Below are 25715 nucleotides of genomic sequence, written 5' to 3'. Positions count from 1 at the left end.
TTTTCTGTCATTTGTTTGCCGAAAGCTTTACTTTCAGCGCACCTCCAGTTCATATATCAGATTTAAAATGCATTCATCATGGCGCCTATCTTCTGTGCGGCGCTCTCTGAGAAGAATGTTTTCATGTGTGAGCCGGTCTCAGCTGCCGTTTCTTCCGCATAAGCAAACATTTTTTCTTCATATTGTTTTACCGCTTTGTCTGTATCAGCATTGTGTAAGATAGAAAGCCCGAGTTCCGCCGCATCCAGCATAGTCAGATTGGCTCCCGCCCCGGCAAACGGCGTCATGAGATGGGCGGCATCACCGATCAGCGTGACACCTTGTTTGTGCTCCCACTTATGCTGCACGGGCAGGCTGTACAGTCTTCGCGGCAGAATGGTTTCTCCTGCGTATTGGATGTAATGTTTCAGGTCGTCGCTCCAGTCCTCAAAAAGCTCCAGAAGTTTCTGCTTCGCTTCCTCGGGCTGATCATAATCTATGTCGTTTTCATCTATCCAATACCTGCCGGCGGCAAAGCATAAATAGACCCGGACTGTGCCGTCTCCATTGAGCTGGGCCATAATCGCTTTCCGGTCATCAAGGGCATACATGCTTCCCGTGCCGTGAAAACCGGCGAGGTCAGGGAAGTCAGCCGCCGCATTCATAATATGAAGCTCAATCATGCTGATTCCGGAGTATTCAACAGGCGCATCGCTGAGAAGGGGACGAACCCGGGAAAAGGCGCCGTCCGCCGCAATGATAAGATCAAAGACGTCTGTATGTCCGTTTTCAAATTCGAGCTTATGACCTCCTTTCTCAAGCGGAACGGCATGAGAAAGCTTATGTCCCCATTTGATCGTGTCCGTTTTCAGCGATTGCAGCAGCAGTCTGCGAAGTTCGGTTCGGTCAATTTCAGGCCGCCCATGATCCGTCAGTTTTTCAGGTTCTGTCTCAGCAAAAACGGTTCCTTTTTTATCTGTGATTTTCAGCGCCTGCCCTTCATAACGGCAGATCGACCGGAAGGAGCCGAGAAGGCCGGCCGCCTGCAGCGCTTTTTGTCCGGTTTGTTCATCTAAATCAAGCGTTCCGCCCTGCTGCCGCTCAGCCGGTGATGTCTCCTGCTCATAAATGACCGGGGCGAGCCCTCCCTGCTGCAGAATGCGCGCCAGTGTCAGACCGCCGGGCCCTGCACCGATAATCGCAATTCGTTTTTCTTGGCTGTTCATATTTATACTCACCTCAATTTTTTAACTGCCGGTTTATCCGGCTTCTTGCAGTATAATAGGTTTGTATGAACTCAATATGAACTTGTAAAAAGGGGAGGGGTTTTCATGAGCGGTCAAAGAAAGCTCGTTTTTTACGGAGCTGTCAGCGCAGATGGCTATCTTGCGCGGGAAAATCATTCTTTGGATTGGCTGATCGGAACTGAAGGTGAAGAAGACACCGATTATGCAGACTTCTATGAATCTGTCGATACGATCATCATGGGCAGAAAAACATATGAGGAAATATTGGTTTTATTCCCTGATGAATTTCCATATAAGGGGAAAGAATGCTATGTGTTTTCACGGACATTGACCGGGCGTACTGAAGATGTGCGGTTTATTCATGAAGAACCTGCCGATTTTATACAAGCGTTGAAACGCCAAGATGGCAAGCGGATTTGGATTGTCGGCGGGGGCGATCTGCTGCAGCCGATATTGAAAGAGGAGCTTGTCGATGAGTTTATCATTCAGGTCGCTCCCGTTCTGCTTGGCCGGGGTATTCCGTTATTCAGACCGGGAGAGACGGAGACCGCATTGAAGCTTACGGATGTCCGGCGCTACAAGCAATTTGCGGAATTGCGTTATGAAGTGAGATAGAATGAAATATATGAAAGAAACCCAGTAAGGTTACCGGGTTTCTTTTTCATGTTTGTTTTTATTTTTTGAAATTGTGTGGGCCGGCCCGCATGAAAATCCTGCAACCATGATCACAGCCCCTATCCACCTCACGGCATAGAAATCAGTGCCGCGCAGGAAGAGATAAGAAACTAAGAGCATAAGCGCTCCGATAATAACGGCAGCTGTGCCGATAATATTTGATTTCTCCATATAAAAACTCCTTTATGAATGGTTAGATTATTAGTTGTAATAGAATATAACATATAAGGATTAATATGGAAATGGGTATTCTGCGAAACCGAATGACCAGGTTGAAGCTGACTGATGTCTGAAGTGGGATGAAAACGAAACCCCAAGGGAACCGATCCCTTGGGGGTTTTTTTATGCTTGAAACAGAATGCGGCGTTTGGCTGAATCGGGATCGCTTTCCGTCGAGACGGATGTGTTGAAAATGATGGTCTCACGCGAACCTGTTTCATACTGAGGCCAATGGAGCTGATCAGTGTCCGGTTTTCCGGTTTTTGCAAAAGCGATCCATGCGGATTGAATCAGCTTGGAGAGCTGTTTTACATCTTCGCTGAGCGGTTCCTTCAGCGTCTTTTTCAAAGAATCAAAGTTTCCGAACACAAACGGCAATTCCAGAGCGTGAACCGCTTTATGAAACGGCGGTGTTTCGCCATGCCAATCAAAGCGGTACATCCAGACGGGCGCGTATTGCGATTGTTCTTGTGCAAAGGCAACGGCAGGCCGCCAGAATTTCAGATCCGTCATCATATCAATTTGTCCTGTTAAAGAATGCGGATATAAATCTGCCGCTAGCTTGGCGCTGTTCTCTCCGAGATGATAAAGCAAATATTCTTGCTGTTTTTTCTCGGAATGAATGTCTGTATCAGGGGTGAAAAACAAATATGCTTCATCACGATTGGTTCCAATGATCATTGGTATGCCTTCCGCGGCCCCGTCTGCTATGGCTTTGGCCGGTTCCGCAGGCAATGTGGCCGGATCGATGGCGGGCTGAAACAAAAGATGAAAAATGCTTTGATCTATTGTATTCCGCAACTTATCCGCAGTCTTGAGAATGTCATTAACGGAAAGCTCCTGCAATTGATCAGTGCCGGCTTCTTGAATAAATGCTGTTGTGATCTCTTTTGCCACGTCCGCCGTCATCGTCTGAGAGGCGCCGCTTTCCAGTATGGCTTTATGAAACAGGCCTTTTGCGTCAGGCATGGCCATAAGTGAGGCGATGCTCATGCCGCCAGCCGATTCACCGAATACCGTGACATTATCAGGGTCTCCTCCGAATGCGGAGATATTGTCCTTCACCCAGCGCAGCGCGGCGATCTGATCGAGCATGCCGATATTGCCGGGATATGTGTCATCAATAGAAAACAAATGTAAAAAACCGAACGGCCCGAGTCTGTAATTAAGTGTCACCACAATGACATCTCCGTCAGCGGCAAGAGCAGATGCGTCGTAAGTCGGTTCGCTTCCGGCACCTAGGAAAAATGCGCCGCCATGAATCCATACCATGACAGGCCGTTTCCCGCCCTCTGAATCGGGAGCGAACACATTGAGGTAAAGGCAATCTTCAGATTGAGGCGGTACATCTCCGGAAAATGACATCGACAGCAAATCAGCCGGCTGCGGGCAAACCGGCCCGAACGAGTCGGCATTTTTTACGCCGTCCCAAGGTACGGGCGGCTCCGGCGCTTTAAATCTCAGCTCTCCCACGGGCGGCTTTGCATACGGTATGCTCTTCCATGTGCGGACACCGTGACCGGCAGTTCCCTTCAATGCGCCGCAGCGGGTTTGAACAGTAAGTTCTGTCATTATTTCATCCCCCTTTTTCATTTCATTATAAACGGAGATGATGACAAGATGGAAATAAAAGCCCTTTCATCAGCATATGATTAGTAACGCTTCCGTTCTAAAAATGATCTGACTTCCTGAACGGACAAGCCGAGTTCTTTCGCTTCCTGCATCAGCGCTTTCCACTCCTCAATATTGGATTCAGTCAGTTTTCTGTTGCGGTAGGGTGCGGGCTCCGGCCGTTTTTCAGTCAGTTTGTTCGTAAAGGTGAACAGTTCTTCTTTCGGCATGCCTGACTGCACGGCCTGCACAAGATGGATGCGCCACTCATCTTCCGTGTCTCCCATGTGATGCAGCATCGTCTCGGCATCAAAAAGCTCCGTCAGATCGACCTGCAGGGTGGCGGACACTTTTTTTAGAAATTGAATAGACGGATTTGAATGAACCCCCCGTTCTATCTTGCTTAAATAAGATTTAGAGACACCTGCTTCGACTGCTAGCTGATTAATTGAGTAGCCTTTTCTTCTGCGGTATAAACGTATTATTCTTCCAATCATTATGCTGAATTCTCCCCTGTATACTGGCATTTTTTTGTTCATTATAAGAAATTTTTTGTTCTTTATAAAATTTAAAATTATAAGGTAAGTGCAGTAAATAAGAGGAAAATCATGATAACGTTCTCTAAAAAGAACTAAATGGCTTAATTTGAAATTTTCAAATTTCGAGCTTTTCTTTTATAATCCAATCATTAACAGAAGGGGGCGTTTAAGCCTGATGCATCAAGGATGAGGCTGTATATTACATGAATGAGAATATGAGTTTTAAAGAATTATTTGACATTATTAAGCGCAGATTTTTACTGATTTTTATCATGACAGCAGTAGTGACGCTGGTGACGGGATACATCCAATTTCGAGTGATTTCGCCCGTTTATCAGGCGTCAACCCAGGTGCTCATTCATGAAACAAGCGGTGAAAAAAAATCAAATCTCAGCGACATCCAGCTGAATCTCCATTACAACAACACGTTTCAAACGATAATGAAAAGCCCGGTTGTGATTGAGAAAGTGAAGCGGAAGCTCCATCTTTCCGAGACGGCATCCGCTTTGAAAGCAAAGATCACGACAAGCAGCGAAACCGATTCAGAAATCATCACCGCAGCGGTGCAGGATGAGAATCCGAAACAGGCCGCCGCAATAGCGAACACGCTGATGAAAACATTTAAAAAAGAAGTCCGCGACAGGATGAATATAAAAGGCGTCATCGTTTTGTCTGAGGCAAAAGCATCGGAAAGCCCGATGGTCAAGCCTTCGCGCATCCGGAATATCATGATGGCATTCGGTGCGGCCCTTATGGCCGGTGTGACGCTTGCGTTTTTTCTCCACTTTCTTGATGAAACCGTTAAAAGCGAGCGGCAGCTCAGCGAAAAAACAGACTTGCCTGTTTTAGGGGTTGTGTATGATATCAAAAATCAGAAGACACGGTCTGATGAAAAACATTTCGGGGAGTGAGGCATTTGGGATTCAGAAAAAAGAAGTCAAGACGGGGATTGGCTCAAATATCCGTTTTACACCACAAATCATTGGTAGCTGAACAATACCGCACCATTCGGACAAATATTGAGTTTTCCTCTGTACAGACCCATTTGCGCTCTATTCTCGTCACTTCTTCCGTTCCGGGAGAAGGAAAATCATTCAGCGCCGCCAACCTTGCCGCGGTATTTGCGCAGCAGGAAAAAAAGGTGCTGCTCGTCGATGCGGATTTACGAAAACCGACGATACATGAGACCTATCAGCTTGAAAATGTACAAGGCCTTACGAATGTGTTAGTCGGAAACGCTTCCCTCGGCGAAACGGTGCAAAAAACACTGATAGATAATCTTTATGTCTTAACGAGCGGTCCGACGCCGCCGAATCCGGCTGAGCTTTTGTCCTCTAAAGCGATGGGAGAGCTGATTCAGGAGATGTACAGCCGATACAGTCTGGTCATTTTCGATTCACCTCCGCTTTTGGCGGTGGCGGACGGACAGGTTTTAGCGAACCAGACGGATGGAAGCGTTCTCGTCGTTTTGAGCGGAAAAACAAAAATGGATACCGTCCAAAAGGCGAAAGACGCGCTTCAGCAGTCGAAGGCGAAGCTTTTGGGCGCGCTTTTGAATAAAAAGAAAATCAAAAAAACAGAACACTACTCGTATTGAGCGGTGAAGGTGATGTCTCCTTACCTTTATCAACGGAGGCACTCGGCTCTGCTGTGGGCAGCGATTTTCGCTGCCTTAGATGCTGGTCGTCGGTGGCGGGGTGTGAGGACGGGTTAAATGCCCAATTTATCTTAAAATGCCGCGTTTTTATCGGCTTAGCTGTTATGCCTGTTTTTTTGCGAAAACCGTATCAGCTAAACCGATAAATGAGGAGGGGAAAGATTGACTTACCGGAGAAGACTTTCAATGATTTTTGCATTGGATACGTATCTCGTTTTACTTTCCGTTGTTATAGGATATCAATTTTTTGAGGATTCTTATCACTTTTATGACTCCGGAGCGCTCCTGCTGACCGCGGTGAGCATGCTGATCAGCCACCATGTATGCGCTTTTATGTTTCACCAGTATAAGCAGGTATGGACGTATACGGGAATAGGGGAGCTGCTTGCCCTGCTGAAGGGGATCACTCTGTCCGCAGCGGTGACGGCCGCCGTTCAATATGGGGTGTTCCACACGATTTTGTTCCGGCTTTTAGCCGTCAGCTGGATGGTTCAGCTATTGTTTATCGGAGGCAGCCGGATGATTTCGCGCGTGCTGAAAGAAACGATCGGCAAGAAGCAAAATGACTCTTCACGGGCGCTGATTATCGGCGCTGGCGCGGGGGGGACGCTGCTCGCCCGTCAGCTTACGCAGAAAAACGATCTCGGAATCATGCCTGTGGCTTTTATTGATGATGACCAGACGAAGCATAAGCTCGAGATTATGGGGCTGCCCGTCATCGGCGGAAAAGAAAGCATTTTGCCGGCGGTGCAGAGGCTGAGAATTCACCATATCATCATCGCCATTCCGTCTCTGCGAACCCATGAGCTTCAGACTTTATACAAAGAATGTGTGCAGACGGGCGCCCATATTAAAATCATGCCGCAATTTGATGAGATCCTGCTCGGAACGCAGGCTGCCGGACACATCAGAGATGTAAACGCCGAAGATTTGCTCGGCAGAAAACCGGTCACTCTGGATACGAGCAAAATTTCTGACAGCATAAAGGGAAAAACGATTCTGGTCACGGGTGCCGGCGGCTCTATCGGTTCTGAGATCTGCCGCCAGATCAGCTCGTTTCGTCCGCGTGAAATCGTCCTTCTCGGCCACGGGGAAAACAGCATTTATTCCGTGCATGGCGAACTGTCAGCACGCTTTGGGAAAGAGGTGCTTTTTCACGCGGAGATCGCCGATATTCAGGATAGAGATAAAATCTTTACCTTGATGAAAAAATACGAGCCGCACGTCGTCTATCATGCGGCTGCCCATAAACATGTGCCGTTAATGGAACATAACCCGGAGGAAGCTGTCAAAAACAACATCCTCGGCACAAAAAATGTCGCCGAGGCCGCCGATATGTGCGGAACGGAAACGTTCGTGCTGATTTCTTCTGATAAAGCGGTCAATCCGGCCAATGTTATGGGGGCGACGAAGCGGTTTGCGGAAATGGTCATCATGAACCTCGGAAAAATCAGCCGCACCAAATTCGCCGCCGTCCGTTTCGGAAATGTGCTCGGAAGCCGGGGCAGCGTCATTCCGATTTTCAAAAAGCAGATTGCAAAAGGCGGACCCGTCACCGTCACGCATCCGGCGATGACAAGATATTTTATGACGATCCCCGAAGCGTCAAGACTCGTCATTCAGGCGGGGGCGCTTGCAAAAGGGCGGCAGATTTTCGTTCTGGATATGGGAGAACCCGTCAAAATCGTCGATCTGGCAAAAAACCTGATTCATTTATCAGGCTATACGACAGAACAGATTCCTATTGAATTCTCCGGCATCCGGCCGGGAGAAAAGATGTATGAAGAACTGCTGAATCATAATGAAGTACATACGGAACAGATTTTTCCGAAAATCCATATCGGAAAAGCGGTAGACGGGGATTGGGCCGTGCTTATCCGCTTTATGGAAGAATTCAGCCGTCTGCCTGAGGAAGAGCTGAGAAAACGGCTGTTTGAGGCAATCGAATCAGTACATGAAGAAGCGGCCGCGGGCGTGTGATGGGAGGTCAGAAAGATGACGAAAAAAGTATTATTCTGCGCCACTGTCGATTATCATTTTAAAGCCTTTCATCTTCCGTATTTTCAATGGTTTCAGGATATGGGCTGGGAGGTGCACGTCGCGGCAGGCGGTGATATGAATCTGCCGTTCGTGAATGAAAAGTTTTCCGTTCCGATCCGGCGCTCACCGTTTCATCCCGAAAACCTTTCTGTTTACAGACGGCTGAAACGGCTCATTCAGGATAACGGCTATGACATGATTCACTGCCATACGCCGGTCGGCGGCGTGCTCGCCCGCCTTGCCGCGAGACAAGCACGCCAAAAAGGGACAAAGGTGCTCTACACCGCGCATGGTTTTCACTTCTGTGAGGGAGCGCCTCTGAAAAATTGGCTTCTTTATTACCCGATCGAAAAATTTCTTTCTTCTTATACGGATTGCCTGATTACCATTAATGAAGAGGATTACGAACGGGCCAAGCAAATGAAAAAAACCGATTGCGACGCGAAAAAAATACACGGCATCGGCGTTGATACGGACAGGTTTCGGCCTGTAAGCCGGGCAGAGAGTGAACGTCTGAGAGAAAAACACGGCTTCACCGCCGGAGAATTTATCCTCGTTTATCCAGCTGAATTAAACAGCAATAAAAACCAGGGTATCCTCATTGAGGCTGCGGCATTGCTGAAGAACAGCATCCCTGAGCTGAAGCTTGTATTTGCGGGAGAAGGCGCGATGGAAGAGTCGTACAGAAAAAAGGCTGAATCACTCGGTGTATCCGATATTGTGCGGTTTTACGGTTTTTGCCGGGACATTCATGAACTCATTCAGCTTGCTGATCTGTCTGTCGCCTCAAGTATCCGGGAAGGGCTCGGCATGAATGTCCTTGAGGGAATGGCTGCCGAAAAGCCCGCCGTTGCCGCAGATAACAGGGGGCACCGTGAGATCATCGAAGACGGCGTGAACGGTTTTCTCGTGCCGGCCGGAGACAGCGCGGCGTTTGCCGATCGGATTGGAAAGCTGTACCGCTCCCCCGGCCTGCGAAAAGCAATGGGGCAAAAAGGGCGCCGTACGGCGGAATGCTTTTCAGAAACACGCACGGTAAAGGAAATGGAGCATATTTACGCCGGTTATATGGATAAAAAGGAGAAAAGCGTATGAATGCAGGAGCACAACCGAAAATTTCCGTCATCATGGGAATTTATAATTGCGAACAGACATTGGCGGAGAGTATTGAATCCATCCTGAGCCAATCTTATAAGAATTGGGAGCTGATTATGTGTGATGACGCGTCAACTGACGGAACGTATCAGATTGCGCGCCGTTACGCGGATCATTACAGCGACCGGATTACGCTGATTCAAAATAGGACAAATCAACGGCTTGCCGCTTCTTTGAACCGCTGTCTGACATACGCGTCGGGGGATTATATCGCCAGACAGGACGGAGACGATATCTCCGCCCCTAGGAGACTGGAAAAACAGGCCGCTTTCTTAAACAAGCACGCCCACTATCAAGTCGTAGGCACGGGTATGCTCGTATTTGACGAATTCGGCGTGAGGGGCGCCCGGCTTTTGCCGCCGGTGCCGAAACCGGAAATCATGGCGAAAGGCACACCGTTCTGCCACGGCACCATTATGATGCGGGCCGAAGCGTACAAAGCGCTCGGCGGCTACCGGTCAGTCAGGCGGACGCGGCGGATGGAGGATATCGATTTGTGGCTGCGCTTTTTTGAAGAGGGCTTCAGAGGGTACAATCTCCAAGAAACGCTGTATAAAGTGAGAGAGGACAGCGATGCGTTTAAACGGAGGTCGTTCACGTATTCCATTGATAATGCTGTGCTCGTTTTTCAGGCGTGCAGACGGCTGAAGCTGCCGTTTTCCCATTACGTGTATATCGCAAAGCCGCTCATCCGCGCCATTACGCCGCCCGCGGTCATGAACCGTTATCATAAAAACAGGGACATCCGCCAAAAAGAAGGGCTTGCCGAACATGACTGACACACCTGTGCGGGTGCTGCACATCTTCAGCGGGATGAACAGAGGCGGCGCAGAAACGATGATGATGAATTTGTACCGGAAGATGGACAGAACGAAGGTGCAGTTTGATTTTTTAACCCATAGGAACGATCCGTGCGCTTATGATGAGGAAATTCTTACTCTCGGCGGACGGCTTTTTTATGTGCCGAGCATCGGCAGCACAAATCCGATAACATTTGTGAAACAGGTCAAACGGGTGATTCAGGAAAAAGGCCCGTTTGCCGCCGTGCACGCCCATACCGATTTTCAATCGGGATTTATCGCGCTGGCTGCGCGTTTAGCCGGTGTCCCGGTGAGGATCTGCCATTCTCACAGCACGTCGTGGCGGGGGCGGTCGTCGCGGCTTGCCGGGATGCAGCTATTTGTATTCAGACGGATGATCACGGCAAACGCCACCGCGCTGTGCGCCTGCGGGGAAGAGGCGGGACGTTTCTTATTCGGTAAAGAAAAAGATGTGCATCTTTTGCCGAACGGCATTGATCTCGATTTATTTGCCGGCGGGCGTGCGGACACAGAATCGGAAAAAAGGAAGCGGGGCATTGCCGGCGGCCGTTTGGCAATCGGACATATCGGCCGCTTTACAGAGGAGAAAAACCACCAATTTCTGCTCCGGCTGGCCGCTGATATGAAAGAGCGGGGCATCGGCTTTCAGCTGATTCTCGCCGGAGACGGTCCGCTTCGCACCGATATGGAAAAACTGGCGGAGAAGCTGGGGCTTGATGATGATGTGCGTTTTATCGGCGTAGAGGAGCGCGTTCATGATCTGCTGAAAACGCTGGATGTATTTGTCATGCCGTCTCTATATGAGGGGCTGCCTGTCACGCTCGTTGAAGCGCAGGCTTCCGGGGTGCCGTGCGTGATATCAGACGGCATAACAGAAGAAGCCGATGCCGGGCTCGGACTGGTCAGCAGGCTCAGCCTCAAAGAGCCGCCCGAACAATGGGCATCCGCGATTTTACGGGCAGCGGAGACGCCGGTGCCTGACAAGGCCCGCATTAAAGAAACCCTCGGACGGCTGGGATATGATGCGGGAGAAAATGCGGGGGCGATTATGAAGCTTTACAATATGAATTGTGAAAAGGAACAGTAACGAATGATTGTATATGTAGTCAATATGGGAATTGTTTATATTTGGTCATGGTTCGCGAAAATGTGCGGCGGGCGTGATCAATCGCTTTCGACCGGGTACCGCCCGAATCAGCTCGTCATGCTGGTTCCGCTGCTATCGCTGGTATTGGTCTCCGGGTTACGCTACAGAGTCGGAACGGATTTTCAGACGTACGCGCTGATGTACAAACTGGCGGGCAATTACGGCAGTATATGGGAGATTTTCGGGTTCGGAGCGAAAAAAGCCGCTGTTGATCCGGGGTTTACCGCTCTCATCTGGCTCATGAATTTTATCACGAAAGATCCGCAAATCATGTATTTCACCGTTGCGGTCGTGACGTGCAGCTTTATTTTAAAAGGGCTCGCCGAGTTCGGCCGTCCGTTTGAGCTGAGTGTGTTTTTGTTTTTAGGCACGTATCATTATTACGCTTCTTTTAACGGCATCAGGCAGTATATGGTGGCGGCCGTGCTGTTTTGGGCCGTCCGCTACGTGATCAGCGGAAGCTGGAAGCGCTATTTTTTGATCGTGCTGTTGTGCTCGCTCTTTCATTCCTCGGCCCTGATCATGATTCCGGTTTATTTTATCGTCAGAAGAAGAGCCTGGTCGCCCGCGATTTTCGGGCTGTCGGCCTTGTTTCTTCTCATGACGTTTCTGTATCAGAAGTTCATTTCGCTGTTTGTCGTCGTGCTGGAGAACAGCTCGTACGGCCATTATGAGAAATGGCTGATGACCAATACGAACGGGATGAACGTCGTAAAAATCGCGGTGCTGCTTCTGCCGCTGTTTTTGGCTTTCTGCTACCGGGAGCGGCTGCGGAAGCTCTGGCCTGGCATTGATGTCATCGTGAATTTCTGTCTGCTCGGCCTGCTGTTCGGTCTGCTGGCGACAAAGGATGTTATTTTTGCCCGGTTTAATATATATTTCGGCCTGTACCAAATGATCCTGATCCCTTATTTTGTGAGGATTTTTGATGAAAAATCGAATGCCCTGATTTATATCGCCATTATTGTCTGTTATTTTCTTTACAGCTATTTGCTTATGCCGGTCGATTCGTCTGTGCTTCCGTACAGAACGATTTTTTCCCGGTAATGGATACTGGAGGTTTATATGGAAACACCCGCGGTCAGTTTATTAATTGCTGTGTATAATACGGAAACCTATTTAGAAAAATGTTTAGATTCATTGCTCAATCAGTCGCTCGCCAATATCGAAATTATCGCCGTCAATGACGGGTCAACGGATCAAAGCCCGGCCATTCTTGAAACCTATCAAAAGCGGGATGAGAGAATACGGGTCATTCATCAGAAAAACCGGGGGCTCGGCGCGGTCCGCAACAAGGGCATTGAGGCGGCGCGCGGCGAATTTATCGCTTTTATTGATGCGGACGACTGGGTTGAACCGGATTATTGCCTGCGCATGTATGAAAAAGCGAAGGCTGATCAGGCTGATCTCGTCATTTGCGAATATGCGGCTGAATTTGCGGATACGGGGAAAACTGTCGTATCAACGATCGCTTCAGCGTATGAGGGCCGTCCGAAACAACTCTACCTGAAAGATTTATTTGAGGGAAGAGTCAGCGGATTTTCATGGAACAAGCTGTACAACAGAACCATGATCGAACATCATCGGCTGCGCTTTCCGCTTCGTGATGAGCTGGAACACGTGGAGGATCAGTACTTCAGCCTCCGGGCGCATGTATTCGCGGATGCGGTCTCGTACGTGGATCAGCCGCTCTATCATTATCGGATTCACTTGACTTCCATTGTGCAAAGCTATCAGAAAAAGCTGTTTGACTCAGGTCTGGTTCTCTATCGGCTGAACGAGGCTTTTTTGCGTGAAAACGGCTGCTTACAGGAATACCGGCAGGAGCTGGACTTTTTTATCGTCCAGCACGGAACAGTCTGCCTGCTTAATGAATGGAAGCGGAATAACGGCGGACGTTTTTCTGAGAAATGGCAGAATATCAGCCGGATATGCGCTGATCCCGTGTTCCGCCTGAGTCTTTCCAAAACAGGAACGGCGCCGTTTGACGCTAAACGCTCATGCCTTCTGCTTTTGGCGAAGCTGAAGCTGATTCCGTTCGTATCGCTGGCATCAGCCGCGTATCAGCGGGCAATCGAGTACAAAATGAAAATCAGAGGGTGAAGACATGTCGATACAATCTTTAAAAATCAATCTCGCGGAATGGCTTTTGCTTAAGGTGAAATACCCGTCTCAATTTCATTTCGGAACGGCAGCGGACGGGGCGGGGCATACAGCGGCAAGAAAAAAGATCATTCTGACGCTGCTTCCGTCCCACGATAATCTCGGCGATCACGCCATCGCCTACGCAAGCAAAACGTTTCTTGAACGGGAGTATCCCGATTTTGACATCATTGAGGTGGATATGAAGGATATATACAGATCCGCAAAAGCGCTGATCAAAAAACGCCACCCCGATGATATGGTATTCATCATCGGCGGCGGGAACATGGGTGATTTGTACCGTTATGAGGAATGGACGCGCCGTTTTATTATAAAAACATTCCATCAGTATCGGATCGTTCAGCTTCCGGCGACGGCTCACTTTTCTGATTCAAAAAAGGGGCGGAAGGAACTGAAACGCGCCCAAAAAGTGTATAATGCGCATCCCGACCTTTTGTTAATGGCAAGAGACGAGACGACGTATCAATGGATGAAGCGTCATTTTCCCGGAAAAACAGTGCTCAAACAGCCTGACATGGTCTTATATTTGGATAAAAGCGAACGGCGCCTCCCGCGGGAAGGGATCTACCTCTGCTTACGTGAGGACCGGGAGAGCGCGCTGACCGCTGAGGAAAGAACGATGGTAAAAGAAGCTTTGGCTGAAGAATACGGAGAGCTGCATTCCTTTACCACGACGGTCGGCCGGAGAGTCAGCCGCCATACACGGGAAGAAGAGCTGGAGGCGCTGTGGAATACACTGAAAGGCGCGGAAGCCGTCGTAACTGACAGGCTTCACGGGATGATTTTTTGTGCGCTGACGAAAACGCCTTGTGTCGTCATTCGTTCTTTTGACCATAAAGTGATGGAAGGCTTTCAATGGCTGAAACATATACCGAACATGACATTGCTTGAACGTCCGGAGCCTGAAGCCGTGACGGCCGCTGTAAACCGGCTGCTGAGCGGCAAGTATGAGGAAGGCGGTTCTATGCGCAGTGTTTATTTTGCCGGGCTGCGCTCGAAAATCAGCGGTGATGCCCAATGAACGCGCCGCTGGTAAGCGTAATCGTCCCGATGTATAAGACAGAGCCTTTTATTAAAGCATGCGCGGTATCTTTAACAAAACAGATGCTGAGAGACATCGAAATTATTTTCGTCAATGACGGCTCACCGGATCAGTCCGGCCGGATGGCCGAACAATTCGCCGCAGAAGATGCGAGAATCCGGGTGATTCATCAAGAAAACGGCGGTCTCAGCTCGGCCCGCAATGCCGGAATTAAAGCCGCCCGCGGCCGTTATATCGGCTTTGTGGACGGCGATGACTATGTGACGGAAACGATGTTCGAGCGGCTTTATGAAGAAGCGGAGAAGAACCGGCTGGATATCGCCGGATGCGGCTATTATAAGGAAACGCCGTCTAAGGAAAGAGCGTATATGCCGCCGTCCATTCCGCCGGGCCGCGTCTTCACAGCGGCTGAGATGACTGATCTGCTGACCTGCGCGCACGAACATCGGTTTATTTGGTACGTATGGCGTTATATATACCGGAGAGAAGTATTGCAAGGGCTGCTGTTTCATGAAGATATCCGATTTGCCGAGGACTCTCCGTTTAACTTGGCAGCGTTCCGCCATGCAGCACGTGTCAAAGTGATAGATGAAGGGCTTTATATTTACCGGGAAAACCCCACAAGCCTTACAGAAACTCCGTTTAAGCCACACTTAGATGACGAACTGCAAAAGCAATATGAAGCGAAAATGGCTTTTTATGAGGCGAACGGGCTGACGGACGCCTGCCAAAGCGATATCAATACGTATTTGTGTAAGCATCAGATCCCGATGCTGATCGCCAATGCATGCGCCGCCCCGCAGCCGTCACATGAGATTACGGCGCACATCGGCAGAATTTTAACGTATGACATGGTAAAAACGGCGGTGCGCAGCACGCCGTGCCGGCATAAACAGCTGCTGGCCGGGGAACGTGTGGTGCTCGGTCTGTGCAAAATGCGCCTTCCGCTGCTTCTGCATGCATTTTTCGATCGGAAAACGAAAGAGAAAGGCAGTGCGGAAGGAGCATGAAATTTGCCATTAATTTCGGCGCCAATGTGACGGCGTTTTTACTATCGGTGTTTTTATCAGTATGGATGACCCCCTTTATTGTCAAAACATTAGGTGTAGAGGCTTTTGGGTTTGTCCATCTGACACAGAATATCATTAACTATTTCTCTATTATTACCGTTGCGCTGAGCTCTGTCGTTGTGAGGTTTTTCTCCGTCGCCGCCCACAGGGGGAACAGGGATGAGGCCAATGCGTATGTAAGCAATTATTTAGCCGCGTCTGTCGTGATTTCGCTATTGCTCGCTGTGCCGCTCGCCGGGACGGCTTTTTTTATTGACCGCATCATGAATGTTCCGGCCGGGCTGTTAACGGATGTGAGGCTCTCTATCGTGATCGGCAGTGTGCTGTTTATGCTGACGTTTTTTATGGCAGGTTTCGCGACGGGGCCGTTTTTTGCCAACAAGCTTTATATCACAAGCTCCATTCAGGCCGTGCAAATGCTGGTCAGGGTGCTGTGTGTGCTCGCTCTGTTTACGTTCCTTCCCCCGAAGATCTGGCAGATCCAGCTCTCGGCTTTAGCCGGTGCCGTCTGCGCGGCCGTGCTGACGTTTTTCTTTTTTAAGAAATTGATTCCGTGGTTTTCTTTCAGGCGGAAAGCCTTGTCATTACAGACGAGCAAAGTGCTGTTTTCGGCCGGTGCATGGAGCTCTGTCAACCAGATCGGCGTGCTGCTGTTTCTGCAGATTGACCTGATGACGGCAAACCTTGTGCTGGGGCCGTCGGAAGCGGGCATTTATGCGGCGATTATCCAATTTCCGCTTCTGCTTAGAAGTCTTGCCGGGACGCTCGCTTCGCTGTTTGCGCCGGTTTTGACTTCCTGCTATTCAAAAGGCGATATGGAAGGTCTCCTGTCTTACGCCAATAAGGCCGTGCGGCTCAACGGGCTTCTGCTCGCGCTTCCCGCCGCCTTATTAGGAGGGCTTGCCGAACCGTTTCTGTCGATTTGGCTGGGCCCGTCGTTTGTGCAGACGGCGCCTATTTTATACATTCACGCCGCGTATTTGGCGGTCAGTCTCTCTGTCATGCCGCTATTTTACGTATGGACGGCTTTTAATAAACAAAAAACGCCCGCCGTCGTTACTTTATGCTTAGGCGGACTGAATGTTCTATTGGCCGTTGTTCTCAGCGGGCCGGCTCATCTCGGCCTGTACGGCATCACCATTGCCGGAGCTGTCTCTCTCATTTTGAAAAATGCCGTCTTCACGCCGCTGTATGTTTCGCATATTACCGGCTTTCAGAAAACCGCGTTTTACAAAGGCATGTTCGGTCCGTTGGCGGCGGCTGTATTTGCCTGGGCTGTCTGCCGGGGAATCCAGCTGTTTTCACCGCTTGACAGCTGGACCGGCCTGATTGCCGCAGGGCTTGCCGTATGCGTGAGCTATGCCGCATTCGCTTTTTTCTTCATTTGTACGAAGGAAGAAAGGCGGCTTGCTTTACAGAAATGCCGAAAAGTGAAAGGAGCTGTTCAGATTTGAAGGCGAAACGTGTATTTGATATAACGGCCGCGATTTTGTTATTGTGCGGCGCAAGTGTCATTCTTCTCTTCGCCATGGCCGCCGTCAGATTCGCCATCGGGTCGCCGGTGTTCTTTAAACAGACGAGACCCGGGTATAACGGGCGTCCGTTTACTTTGTATAAACTCAGGACGATGACGGATGCGCGTGACGAAAACGGTGCGCCGCTTCCGGATCATCTGCGTCTGACCAGAGCGGGAAAGCTGATCAGAAAACTGAGCATCGATGAGCTTCCCCAGCTTTTTAATGTGATCAAAGGCGATATCAGTCTGGTCGGCCCCCGCCCTTTGCTGATGGATTATCTGCCGCTTTACACGGCGGAGCAGGCGCGGCGGCATGAGGTGAAACCGGGCATTACGGGCTGGGCGCAGATTAATGGGAGAAATGCGATTTCCTGGGAAGAAAAATTCAAGCTCGACGTGTGGTATGTCGATAACCGCACATTCCTTCTCGACTTGAAAATACTGCTGTTAACTGTGAAAAAGGTTCTCGTGTCAGAGGGGATACATCAATCCGGCCATGCGACGGCAAAGCGCTTCACAGGCAGCGGAGATATGTCATCGTGAAAAAGGTCGTGCTGATCGGAAACGGCGGACACGGAAAAGTTGTAAAGGAAATCGTGAAGGCTCGTTCCGATATGGAGCTTGCGGGCATATTGGACGACGGATTCAGCGGTTTTACCGTTCGGGACGGTTTGTATACGGGCCGAACGAAAGACGTGCACATGCTTCGGAAACTCGTCCCGGGAGCCGTATTCACGATATGCATCGGTCACAATGGTGTAAGAAAGCAGCTCGCTGAAACGCTTGGGCTTGAACATGATGATTACACCGCTCTCATTCACCCCGGGGCAATCGTCAGTGATACGGCTTCCGTCGGACACGGAACGGTTGTGATGGCGGGCGCCGTCATTCAGGCGGGCGCTGACATCGGCGCGCATTGCATCATCAATACAGGTGCGGTTGCCGATCATGACAATGCAATCGGAGATTACGTCCATCTTTCCCCGCGCGCTGCGCTTGCCGGCGGAGTGAAAGTCGGGGAAGGAGCGCACATCGGAATCGGCGCGTCTGTCATACCGCGGACAGACATCGGTCCTTGGTCGGTTATCGGCGCGGGGGCTGCCGTCATCAGCCGGATTCCCGATCATGTGACGGCGGTCGGCGTTCCGGCCCGCGTCATCTCCTCTATTCATAATGAAAAAGGATGATTTCATGCAAACAAACAAACGGATTTATTTGTCTCCGCCTCATATGAGCGGAAAAGAACAGGAATACATCGCGGAAGCCTTCCGTTCCAATTGGATTGCGCCGCTCGGTCCGCTCGTCAATTCGTTTGAAGCGCGGCTCGCGGAATATGCGGGGGTGAAAAGCGCGGCGGCCGTAAGCTCGGGAACGGCGGCCATCCATCTTGCCCTGCGGCTTGCGGGTGTGAAAAAAGGAGACGCTGTATTTTGTCCTTCCTTTACGTTTGTCGCCACGGCGAATCCGATTGTGTATGAGCAGGCAGAGCCCGTTTTCATTGATTCGGAATGGGAGACGTGGAACATGTCGCCCGCCGCGCTTGAGCGGGCGCTCCGGGATGCAAAACGGTGCGGCAGGCTCCCGAAAGCGGTGATCGCCGTCAATCTTTACGGCCAAAGCGCAAAAATGGATGAATTGTTACGCCTTTGCGACGCATACGGAGTCTGTCTGATTGAAGACGCAGCCGAGTCCTTAGGATCAACATATAAAGGCAGACAGAGCGGCACGTTCGGCCGTTTCGGCATTTATTCCTTTAACGGCAACAAAATCATTACAACATCGGGAGGCGGCATGCTCGTGTCTGACGATGAAGCAGCTATTGAAAAAGCGAAGTTTCTTGCGTCACAGGCGAGAGATGCCGCCGTTCATTACCAGCACAGTGAGCTCGGTTATAACTACAGGCTCAGCAACATTCTCGCAGGCGTCGGTATATCGCAGCTGGAAGTGCTCGAAGAACGCGTCCGGGCGAGGAGAGAAATCTTTCACAGGTATAAGGAAGCGCTGGAAACGTATCCGGGCATCCGCATGATGCCGGAGCTTGAAGGAACGGTTTCAAACCGATGGCTGACGGCTCTGACGCTTGATAACGGCGTGACGCCTGAGGAAGCCGTCGCCTGTCTTGCCGAACAAAATATTGAGGCCCGTCCGCTGTGGAAACCGCTGCATACGCAGCCGCTTTTCTCATCTTCCGTTTTTTATCCTCACAGCGATCATGAACGGGTCTCTGAGAACCTTTTCAGCCGGGGCATTTGTCTGCCGTCCGGGTCTGATTTGTCTATTGAAGAGCAGCAGCGTGTCATTGACGCACTAGCACAACTGTTTGAAACGAAAGGGGAGAAAACATGGACAGCCGCCATGTCATGAGCCGATTAAAAGAGACGCTGACAGGTCTGCTCAGCGTCATACCGCCCCAGTCTGACATCATTTATGCCGACTATCCCCTCTATGGAAATGTAGGGGATTTATTGATTATGAAAGGGACGGAGGCGTTTTTTAAAGCGCACGGCATCCGCGTGAAACAGCGCTGGAATCCTGACAATTTTCCGTTCGGGCGCAGGGCGGATAAAAAGACGATCATCGTCTGTCAGGGAGGCGGGAATTTCGGGGATCTCTATCCGTACTATCAGACGTTCAGAGAAAAAATCGTCAAAGCCTTTCCCGAAAACAGGATCGTCATTCTGCCCCAATCCATCTATTATCAGGATGAAACACGGCTGCGAAAGACAGCGGCGCTTTTTGCGGAGCACAAGGATCTGCACCTGTTTACGAGAGATCATGTGTCACACGAGACTGCGAAACGCTTTTTTTCGGCGAATCACATCGGACTTCTGCCTGATATGGCCCATCAGCTGTATCCGATCAAGACGGCAGCGGCTCCGTCACGCGGCAGGCTTCATTTTATCCGCACTGACGGGGAAATCAATCCGAAACTGCAAAACAATCATTCCGTTAAAAGCTGCGACTGGCAGCATGTGCTGTCAGCAAGCGACCGCCGGGGAATCGCTTTTTTCCAGACGCTGAATGTCCTGAATAAAAAAGCGGGAAACCTGCTGCCGATTGCGCGGTTTTGGAAATTCTATTCGGATTTCCTGACGAAAAAAGCGGTCCGGTTTTTCAGCAAGTACGAATCGGCGGAAACGTCAAGGCTTCACGGCCACATCCTGTCCTCGCTTCTTGGGAAACCGAATACTGTCATTGATAATTCATACGGGAAAAACGCCAACTATTATCACACCTGGACACACGAAGCGCCGGACGTCCGTCTGATCGAGACTGCAGGCACGAAGGAAAACCTTCCGCTTTGAATGAGCGGAAGGTTTATTTTGTTTCTCCCCGTTTTACTTTGTTATACGCCTCATCCAAATGCTGAATTCTTTTGAGCACAACCGAGTTTTTCGTCAGCTGATCCTGTACAAGGGTTGAGACGACGGAGCGGTAATAGCTGTTCATCGCATGAATTCGGTCTTCATTCGGATTCATTTCAATATGCTGTGTAAAGTTTTCAATAAAATAAGGAACAGAAAAAAGTTCTGACATCTATAAAGCAACTCCTTTTAATAAGTATATACGGTATGAAACCAATCATGTACAATGAAAAAAGGGGAGTGAGCATGATGGATATCAAACTTCAGCAAACACAAATTTTAAAGCCTCAATTGACTCAAGAGCTTAAACAGGCCATCACTTTACTCGGATACAATTCCGCGGAACTGGCCGGGTATATTGATGAGCTCTCTCTGGAAAACCCTCTGATTGAACGAAAGGAAACAGACACGCCGCCACTATCTTACCATAAAACAAATAAAAACAGGATGAAAGAACAGGACGTAAGCCAGCAGATCAGGCTTACGCGCAAAACGCTGCAGGATTCGCTCAAACAGCAGGCCATAGACATGAAGCTGTCCGATGCTGAAAAGAAAATTTTTAATTATCTGATATATTCCTTGGATTCTAACGGATATTTAAAAGAGGACATACAAGCTGCCGCCGACCATGTATCCGCTTCACTAGAGGAGACGGAAGCCGTTCTGGCAAAGCTTCAATCGCTTGAGCCCGCGGGAATCGGCGCCAGGTCTTTGCAGGAATGCATCCTTCTTCAGCTCCGCCGTCTGCCCGAGCGGAACGAACAGGCGGAATGGATTGCCGGCGCCTATTTTGAGCTTTTTGCAAGAAAGAACTGGAAAGCGCTTACATTGCAAACGGGCATTCCGCTCAAAGACATTCAGGACATCTTTGACATGATCAGCGCGCTTGACCCGAGGCCGGGGCTCCGTTATGCGCATGAGGAACCGGGTTTTTACGTTGAACCGGATATTTTCAGCACGGTGAAAAACGGCATCATTCAAGCGCGGCTCAACAGCCGTTCGTTCCCGGATATCCAGCTTCATGCCCATTATCGGCCGATGCTGTCAGCCGCCGGATGCCGTGACACGAAAGATTATCTGTCGGCAAAATATCAGGAATGGCGCTGGCTGAACCGGGCTTTATCGCAAAGAAAACAAACGATCACGAGAATTATCGGCGTCCTGACTGAACGGCAGGCATCCTTTTTTCTCACAGGAAAAAGCGGCATGCAGCCGCTGACCTTAAGAGAGGTGGCGGAAACGCTGGAGCTCCATGAATCAACGATCAGCCGGGCCATCAAAGGAAAGTACGTGCAGACGCCGTACGGACTGTACGATATGAAAACATTTTTTTCGGCGAAAGCTGAATCATCGGGAGACGGCAGCGCCTCAAACTATGCCGTAAAAGCACACCTGGAAGCATTGGTCCGTAAAGAAGACAAAAAGAAACCTTTTTCAGACCAAAAGCTTGCCGACCTGCTGCTTGAACAATATGACATCCGAATTTCAAGACGCACCGTCGCCAAATACCGTGACCAATTAAATATCCCGCCGTCATCGGCGAGAAAACGATACAGCTGAAACCTCCCCGAGCCAATTCCCGGGGAGGTTCTCTTTGTTAGGGGATCATCCATGAAAACAGATGATGCTGTAAAAATGTAATGAGGCAGACGAGCAAAAGCAAAAACAGACTGTGCTTAATCGTGAAGCGGAAAAGCTCTGCTTCCTTGCCTGCCAGACCGACAGCGGCGCAGGCCACCGCAATGGATTGGGGAGAAATCATCTTTCCGGTGACGCCGCCTGATGAATTGGCGGCGACAGAGAGAACCGGATCCATCCCGACAGAGAGCGCCGTCACCTTTTGCAATCCGCCGAACAATAAATTGGCCGACGTATCAGAGCCGGTAATAAACACGCCGAGCCAGCCGAGCACCGGCGAAAAAAAGGTAAACATCGCGCCAGTCATGGCAAGCGCAAGACCGAGTGTCGCGCTCATGCCGGAAGCATTCGTGACATAAGCAAAGCCGACAACAGATACGATGGTGACGATCGGAAGCGCTAGTTCTTTTATGGTTTCTATAAATGCCCCGCCCCATGACTTCCACGGCATGCCGAGTGCGAACTTGGAGATGACGGCCGCAATCAGAATCGCCGTGCCCGCTGAACCGAAAAATTCAAGCTTGTACACGGCTTCAATCGGCGTGCCATCAGCCTGAAGAATCTGCTGATTTACAAATGGGACGGGAGGCGTGAAGGTCAATGCTTTCCCGGCTGCATTCAGCCAGGAAAGCCATATTGACGTTCCTTCGTAATGACCGGTCAAGGCGGCCTTCACGCCGGGAATCCCCCAAACGGATATCATGGCCGTCAGAAGAAGGAAAGGAGACCATGCTTTAAAAACCGCAGCCCCCCCGTACACGGCCGGCGTGACGTCAGCGGCTGCGGCTGATTCCCGTTCTGCCGCGAAACGAAAGGCCGTTTTCGGTTTCCAAAATTTCAAAAACACGGTGAGCGCGGCCATGGACACAAGCGCCGACAGCACATCAGGCAGCTCAGGCCCTAAAAAGTTTGAGCTTGCGTACTGCACGGCCGCAAAGGAGACGCCGGAAACAAGAATGGCCGGCCAGACTTCAAAAGCCTTTTTAAATCCGCTCATCAAAATGATTAAATAAAGCGGAATAAATACGGATAAAAACGGCAGCTGCCGGCCGACCATTTGAGAAATTTCCATAGCCGGTATTCCGGTCGGACCTTCGACGGCGGTAATCGGAATGCCGATCGCGCCAAAGGCAACGGGCGCGGTATTGGCAATCAGGCAGATCCCCGCCGCATAAAGCGGCTGAAAACCAAGTCCGACGAGCAAAGCGGCCGAGATCGCGACGGGAGCGCCGAAACCGGCGGCGCCTTCTAAAAACGCTCCGAATGAAAAGGCGATGAGCAGCGCTTGTAAACGGCGGTCATCTGTAATCGCCAGCACCGAACTTCGGATAATCTCAAATTGTCCTGTTTTCACGGTGATTTTATACAAAAAGACGGACGTGATGATAATCCAGCCGATCGGAAGCAGCCCGTACACCGCTCCCTGCGAAGCGGACAGCACCGCTTTTTCCGCCGGCATTCCGTAAACAAATACAGCGATTAAAAGTGAAACGGCTAATGTCAAAAGACCCGCTATGTACCCCTTCATCCGTTTCACCGCCAGCGCCCAAAAAAAGAAGATAATCGGCACGAGCGCGCAAGCTGCCGATAAAAGCAAATTTCCCCCTAAAGGAGCATACCCCTGTGTCCATTGCATCCCTAAAAACCCCTCCTTATGACATGTAAACGATTACTTTTTATGATAAGGTCATCTGATGACCGGGTTAATTAGCATTATATTTTGAAGGTTTTGAAAATACAATACTTTTCTGAAACAAATTGTCTGAACCTGTCGGCGGCTCGAAAAAAGAAGTATAATAGACGATAAACATCAAGATTCACAAGTGACGGGGTGATCGCGTTGAAATATAAACAAATTAAAACGAAAAAAATCTACGAAGAAGTCGCTGATGCATTGCTTGAGAAGATAAAAGCGGGCGAGCTTAAGCCGGGTGAAAAGCTTGATTCCGTTCAGGCGCTTTCTGAGAGTTTTCAGGTCAGCCGCTCGGCAGTCAGAGAAGCGCTGTCAGCTTTGAAAGCGATGGGGCTCGTCGACATGAAACAGGGAGAAGGCACATACATAAAAGAATTTGAACCGGCCCATATTTCCCAGCCGCTTTCTTCCGCCCTCTTAATGAAAAAAGAGGACGTCAAACAGCTGCTCGAAGTCAGAAAGCTGCTTGAATTGGGTGTCGCCGCCATGGCCGCTGAAAAACGAACAGAAGAAGATTTACAGAAAATCCGCCAAGCTCTCATGGAGATGAAAGACATCGACGGAGACGAAGAATTGGGGGAAAAAGCAGATTTCTCCTTTCATATGGCGCTGGCGGAAGCATCACAAAACGGTCTGCTCAAGCATCTCATGAATCATGTCTCCGCGCTGCTTTTGGAAACGATGAGAGAAACGAGAAAGATTTGGCTGTTTTCTAAACAAACGAGCGTGAAAAGATTATATGAAGAGCATGAACGCATTTACAGCGCCGTCGCCGCCGGAGACGCGGATGAAGCGGAAGCCGCGATGACGGCGCACCTGACGAATGTGGAAGAAGTGCTGGGGGCTTATTTTGAAGAAAATGTATAAAAGCTGACTTGTGAAAGGGGATAAGATCACATGCAGGCCGAATCTTTTTTTTCTGACCATGTAAAGAAAGCCCTTACAAACGATCCTCCCGGGGAATGGATGCCGGATGTTCCGAAAGCGTGCATCCCTCTGCATTCCGGCTATCCCAATCCCGCACTCGTTCCTGATAAGGAGCTGAAAGAAGCTGCATCCCGTCTTCTCGATGAGGAACGCGATCTGCCGCTGCATTATATGGGAAGTCCGAGGCCGGCCGTTTTAAAAAAGCAGATTCAAAAACGATTAGCTGTCCGCGGCATTCACTGCCGGGACGATGAACTGATCGTGACCTCAGGCGCCTGTCAGGCGATAGATCTGGCTGCCCGGGTTTTTCTCGATGAACAAACCGCCGCTGCCGTTGAAGCTCCTGCCTACATGGAGGCGCTCGAGATTTTTAAAAATTACACACCGCATATGATGAGCGTTCCGGCAGATCAAGAGGGCCTGCAAACAGAAACATTAGCCCTCATGCTTGAGGAAAGAAAACGCAAAGGGCTTGTGCTTCCCCGTCTTCTGTACACGATACCCGCTTTTCAGAATCCTGCGGGAACTGTGATGTCAGCAAAGCGGAGAACCCGCCTGCTTCAGCTGGCCGAAACGTATGATTTTCTCATCTTGGAGGATGATGCATACGGAGAGCTGGGATTCACTGATATCCCGCCGCCTTTAAAGGCCATGGATCAGAACGGCCGGGTACTGTACGCCGGTTCATTATCAAAAGTCATCGCCCCGGGTATGAGGATCGGCTGGATTGCAGGGAACGCTTCTTTCATCAAGGCTTTGTCATGGTTTAAAAAAGACTTGGACCACCCATTTTCTCAAGCGGTGACCGCCGTCTATCTGGAACAAACGAATGTTGAAGAACGGCTCGCCGCCTTGCGGGAAGCATACCGGAGCAAACGTGACGTTTTACTCGCCGCATTAGAGCAATATCTTCCGGAATCCGCATCCTGGAACGTGCCGGACGGCGGTTATTTTGTTTGGGTGAGAGTGCCGGGTGCGGATACGTCCGCACTGCTGGCGCGGGCTCTTTCTTCAGGCGTTTCCTATGTACCCGGAAAATATTTTTTTCTGAACCAGAAAGACGGTGCGGAATATCTCCGCCTGTCGTTCAGTTATGCAGGTAAAGCTGCGATAAAAGAGGGTGTGCAAAAGCTGGGGCGCCTGCTGGAAAACGAGGTGTAAAGCAGCATGAGAAGCTTTCGGGCTTCTCTTTTTTTGTGCCCTTAGCGCAT

25 protein-coding genes are annotated in these 25715 nt (G+C 50.0%); 19 read left to right on the top strand and 6 right to left on the bottom strand.

Annotated features, from left to right (window positions below):
* Positions 1-62: 62 nt before the first annotated feature.
* Complete coding sequence (locus BAMF_RS37290) at positions 63-1205, bottom strand: FAD-dependent oxidoreductase (RefSeq protein ID WP_013353698.1); 1143 nt, start codon at positions 1203-1205, stop codon at positions 63-65.
* 105 nt (positions 1206-1310) lie between these two features.
* Here BAMF_RS37290 and BAMF_RS37285 point away from each other — a divergent pair, with 105 nt between their 5' ends.
* Complete coding sequence (locus BAMF_RS37285) at positions 1311-1841, top strand: dihydrofolate reductase family protein (RefSeq protein ID WP_013353697.1); 531 nt, start codon at positions 1311-1313, stop codon at positions 1839-1841.
* A gap of 30 nt (positions 1842-1871) precedes the next feature.
* Here the strand turns inward: BAMF_RS37285 and BAMF_RS37280 are convergent, their stop codons facing one another.
* The 3 genes from BAMF_RS37280 to slrR all read right to left on the bottom strand — a co-directional run bounded on the left by BAMF_RS37280 (position 1872) and on the right by slrR (position 4228).
* On the bottom strand, positions 1872-2072 hold the full coding sequence (locus tag BAMF_RS37280) for a hypothetical protein (protein ID WP_013353696.1): 201 nt from the start codon (positions 2070-2072) through the stop codon (positions 1872-1874).
* Between the two features lie 171 nt (positions 2073-2243).
* Positions 2244-3692, bottom strand: a complete 1449-nt coding sequence (locus BAMF_RS37275) for a carboxylesterase/lipase family protein (protein WP_013353695.1) — start codon at positions 3690-3692, stop codon at positions 2244-2246.
* Between the two features lie 80 nt (positions 3693-3772).
* Positions 3773-4228, bottom strand: coding sequence for an HTH-type transcriptional regulator SlrR (gene slrR / locus BAMF_RS37270; protein ID WP_007407395.1), 456 nt, complete (start codon positions 4226-4228; stop codon positions 3773-3775).
* Positions 4229-4473: 245 nt separating this feature from the next.
* Here slrR and BAMF_RS37265 point away from each other — a divergent pair, with 245 nt between their 5' ends.
* The 15 genes from BAMF_RS37265 to BAMF_RS37195 all read left to right on the top strand — a co-directional run bounded on the left by BAMF_RS37265 (position 4474) and on the right by BAMF_RS37195 (position 20186).
* Positions 4474-5181 (top strand): YveK family protein, encoded by a 708-nt coding sequence (locus tag BAMF_RS37265; RefSeq protein ID WP_013353694.1) that lies wholly within the window; start codon positions 4474-4476, stop codon positions 5179-5181.
* 5 nt (positions 5182-5186) lie between these two features.
* Positions 5187-5867 (top strand): CpsD/CapB family tyrosine-protein kinase, encoded by a 681-nt coding sequence (locus tag BAMF_RS37260; protein ID WP_013353693.1) that lies wholly within the window; start codon positions 5187-5189, stop codon positions 5865-5867.
* A 222-nt stretch (positions 5868-6089) separates the two neighbouring features.
* Positions 6090-7907, top strand: coding sequence for a polysaccharide biosynthesis protein (locus tag BAMF_RS37255; protein ID WP_014472284.1), 1818 nt, complete (start codon positions 6090-6092; stop codon positions 7905-7907).
* A 15-nt stretch (positions 7908-7922) separates the two neighbouring features.
* Positions 7923-9062, top strand: a complete 1140-nt coding sequence (locus BAMF_RS37250) for a glycosyltransferase family 4 protein (RefSeq protein WP_013353691.1) — start codon at positions 7923-7925, stop codon at positions 9060-9062.
* Positions 9059-9901, top strand: a complete 843-nt coding sequence (locus tag BAMF_RS37245; RefSeq protein ID WP_013353690.1) for a glycosyltransferase family 2 protein — start codon at positions 9059-9061, stop codon at positions 9899-9901. Before BAMF_RS37250 ends, BAMF_RS37245 begins: the two co-directional genes overlap by 4 nt.
* Positions 9894-11030 (top strand): glycosyltransferase family 1 protein, encoded by a 1137-nt coding sequence (locus BAMF_RS37240; RefSeq protein ID WP_013353689.1) that lies wholly within the window; start codon positions 9894-9896, stop codon positions 11028-11030. Before BAMF_RS37245 ends, BAMF_RS37240 begins: the two co-directional genes overlap by 8 nt.
* 3 nt (positions 11031-11033) lie before the next feature.
* Positions 11034-12137, top strand: coding sequence for an EpsG family protein (locus BAMF_RS37235; protein ID WP_013353688.1), 1104 nt, complete (start codon positions 11034-11036; stop codon positions 12135-12137).
* An 18-nt stretch (positions 12138-12155) separates the two neighbouring features.
* Positions 12156-13193 (top strand): glycosyltransferase family 2 protein, encoded by a 1038-nt coding sequence (locus tag BAMF_RS37230; protein ID WP_013353687.1) that lies wholly within the window; start codon positions 12156-12158, stop codon positions 13191-13193.
* Between the two features lie 4 nt (positions 13194-13197).
* Positions 13198-14274 carry a polysaccharide pyruvyl transferase family protein gene (locus BAMF_RS37225; RefSeq protein ID WP_013353686.1) on the top strand — a complete coding sequence of 359 codons (1077 nt, stop codon included), beginning with the start codon at positions 13198-13200 and terminating at the stop codon, positions 14272-14274.
* Positions 14271-15305, top strand: coding sequence for a glycosyltransferase (locus BAMF_RS37220; RefSeq protein WP_013353685.1), 1035 nt, complete (start codon positions 14271-14273; stop codon positions 15303-15305). Before BAMF_RS37225 ends, BAMF_RS37220 begins: the two co-directional genes overlap by 4 nt.
* A complete protein-coding gene (locus BAMF_RS37215) occupies positions 15302-16819 on the top strand; it encodes an MATE family efflux transporter (protein WP_014471059.1) in 1518 nt (505 codons plus the stop codon). Before BAMF_RS37220 ends, BAMF_RS37215 begins: the two co-directional genes overlap by 4 nt.
* Positions 16816-17424 (top strand): sugar transferase, encoded by a 609-nt coding sequence (locus BAMF_RS37210; RefSeq protein ID WP_014471058.1) that lies wholly within the window; start codon positions 16816-16818, stop codon positions 17422-17424. The genes BAMF_RS37215 and BAMF_RS37210 overlap by 4 nt, the downstream gene beginning before the upstream one ends.
* Positions 17421-18068, top strand: coding sequence for an acetyltransferase (locus tag BAMF_RS37205; RefSeq protein ID WP_013353682.1), 648 nt, complete (start codon positions 17421-17423; stop codon positions 18066-18068). Before BAMF_RS37210 ends, BAMF_RS37205 begins: the two co-directional genes overlap by 4 nt.
* 4 nt (positions 18069-18072) lie before the next feature.
* Entirely contained in the window at positions 18073-19245 is a 1173-nt protein-coding gene (locus BAMF_RS37200) for a DegT/DnrJ/EryC1/StrS family aminotransferase (protein WP_013353681.1), read from the top strand.
* Positions 19224-20186 carry a polysaccharide pyruvyl transferase family protein gene (locus tag BAMF_RS37195; protein WP_013353680.1) on the top strand — a complete coding sequence of 321 codons (963 nt, stop codon included), beginning with the start codon at positions 19224-19226 and terminating at the stop codon, positions 20184-20186. The genes BAMF_RS37200 and BAMF_RS37195 overlap by 22 nt, the downstream gene beginning before the upstream one ends.
* A gap of 13 nt (positions 20187-20199) precedes the next feature.
* On the opposite strand, the gene yvfG is transcribed toward BAMF_RS37195, so the two are convergent.
* Positions 20200-20418, bottom strand: coding sequence for a protein YvfG (yvfG, locus tag BAMF_RS37190; protein ID WP_003151570.1), 219 nt, complete (start codon positions 20416-20418; stop codon positions 20200-20202).
* Positions 20419-20495: 77 nt separating this feature from the next.
* Between yvfG and rpoN the strand changes: the two genes are divergently transcribed.
* Complete coding sequence (rpoN, locus tag BAMF_RS37185; protein ID WP_041481742.1) at positions 20496-21806, top strand: RNA polymerase factor sigma-54; 1311 nt, start codon at positions 20496-20498, stop codon at positions 21804-21806.
* Between the two features lie 37 nt (positions 21807-21843).
* Here rpoN and lutP read toward each other — a convergent pair whose 3' ends face one another.
* Complete coding sequence (lutP, locus tag BAMF_RS37180; RefSeq protein ID WP_013353678.1) at positions 21844-23520, bottom strand: L-lactate permease LutP; 1677 nt, start codon at positions 23518-23520, stop codon at positions 21844-21846.
* 204 nt (positions 23521-23724) lie between these two features.
* On the opposite strand from lutP, the gene BAMF_RS37175 reads away from it, so the two are divergent.
* Together BAMF_RS37175 and BAMF_RS37170 are read left to right on the top strand one after the other, a co-directional pair.
* Positions 23725-24444 carry a FadR/GntR family transcriptional regulator gene (locus tag BAMF_RS37175; RefSeq protein ID WP_013353677.1) on the top strand — a complete coding sequence of 240 codons (720 nt, stop codon included), beginning with the start codon at positions 23725-23727 and terminating at the stop codon, positions 24442-24444.
* Positions 24445-24474: 30 nt separating this feature from the next.
* Positions 24475-25665, top strand: a complete 1191-nt coding sequence (locus tag BAMF_RS37170; protein ID WP_013353676.1) for an aminotransferase-like domain-containing protein — start codon at positions 24475-24477, stop codon at positions 25663-25665.
* The last annotated feature ends 50 nt before the right edge of the window (positions 25666-25715 follow it).

It is taken from the genome of Bacillus amyloliquefaciens DSM 7 = ATCC 23350 (assembly GCF_000196735.1).
GTDB classification, from domain to species: Bacteria; Bacillota; Bacilli; order Bacillales; family Bacillaceae; genus Bacillus; species Bacillus amyloliquefaciens.
Note: the sequence above shows the minus strand (reverse complement) of the source record. Positions and strands in the feature narration are given on the sequence as shown.

Coding starts and splice junctions, on each gene's coding strand:
- BAMF_RS37290 (WP_013353698.1), bottom strand. CDS start 1,205: ATGAACAGCCAAGAAAAACGAATTGCGATTATCGGTGCAGGGCCCGGC.
- BAMF_RS37285 (WP_013353697.1), top strand. CDS start 1,311: ATGAGCGGTCAAAGAAAGCTCGTTTTTTACGGAGCTGTCAGCGCAGAT.
- BAMF_RS37280 (WP_013353696.1), bottom strand. CDS start 2,072: ATGGAGAAATCAAATATTATCGGCACAGCTGCCGTTATTATCGGAGCG.
- BAMF_RS37275 (WP_013353695.1), bottom strand. CDS start 3,692: ATGACAGAACTTACTGTTCAAACCCGCTGCGGCGCATTGAAGGGAACT.
- slrR (WP_007407395.1), bottom strand. CDS start 4,228: ATGATTGGAAGAATAATACGTTTATACCGCAGAAGAAAAGGCTACTCA.
- BAMF_RS37265 (WP_013353694.1), top strand. CDS start 4,474: ATGAATGAGAATATGAGTTTTAAAGAATTATTTGACATTATTAAGCGC.
- BAMF_RS37250 (WP_013353691.1), top strand. CDS start 7,923: ATGACGAAAAAAGTATTATTCTGCGCCACTGTCGATTATCATTTTAAA.
- BAMF_RS37245 (WP_013353690.1), top strand. CDS start 9,059: ATGAATGCAGGAGCACAACCGAAAATTTCCGTCATCATGGGAATTTAT.
- BAMF_RS37240 (WP_013353689.1), top strand. CDS start 9,894: ATGACTGACACACCTGTGCGGGTGCTGCACATCTTCAGCGGGATGAAC.
- BAMF_RS37235 (WP_013353688.1), top strand. CDS start 11,034: ATGATTGTATATGTAGTCAATATGGGAATTGTTTATATTTGGTCATGG.
- BAMF_RS37230 (WP_013353687.1), top strand. CDS start 12,156: ATGGAAACACCCGCGGTCAGTTTATTAATTGCTGTGTATAATACGGAA.
- BAMF_RS37225 (WP_013353686.1), top strand. CDS start 13,198: ATGTCGATACAATCTTTAAAAATCAATCTCGCGGAATGGCTTTTGCTT.
- BAMF_RS37220 (WP_013353685.1), top strand. CDS start 14,271: ATGAACGCGCCGCTGGTAAGCGTAATCGTCCCGATGTATAAGACAGAG.
- BAMF_RS37215 (WP_014471059.1), top strand. CDS start 15,302: ATGAAATTTGCCATTAATTTCGGCGCCAATGTGACGGCGTTTTTACTA.
- BAMF_RS37200 (WP_013353681.1), top strand. CDS start 18,073: ATGCAAACAAACAAACGGATTTATTTGTCTCCGCCTCATATGAGCGGA.
- BAMF_RS37195 (WP_013353680.1), top strand. CDS start 19,224: ATGGACAGCCGCCATGTCATGAGCCGATTAAAAGAGACGCTGACAGGT.
- yvfG (WP_003151570.1), bottom strand. CDS start 20,418: ATGTCAGAACTTTTTTCTGTTCCTTATTTTATTGAAAACTTTACACAG.
- rpoN (WP_041481742.1), top strand. CDS start 20,496: ATGGATATCAAACTTCAGCAAACACAAATTTTAAAGCCTCAATTGACT.
- lutP (WP_013353678.1), bottom strand. CDS start 23,520: ATGCAATGGACACAGGGGTATGCTCCTTTAGGGGGAAATTTGCTTTTA.
- BAMF_RS37170 (WP_013353676.1), top strand. CDS start 24,475: ATGCAGGCCGAATCTTTTTTTTCTGACCATGTAAAGAAAGCCCTTACA.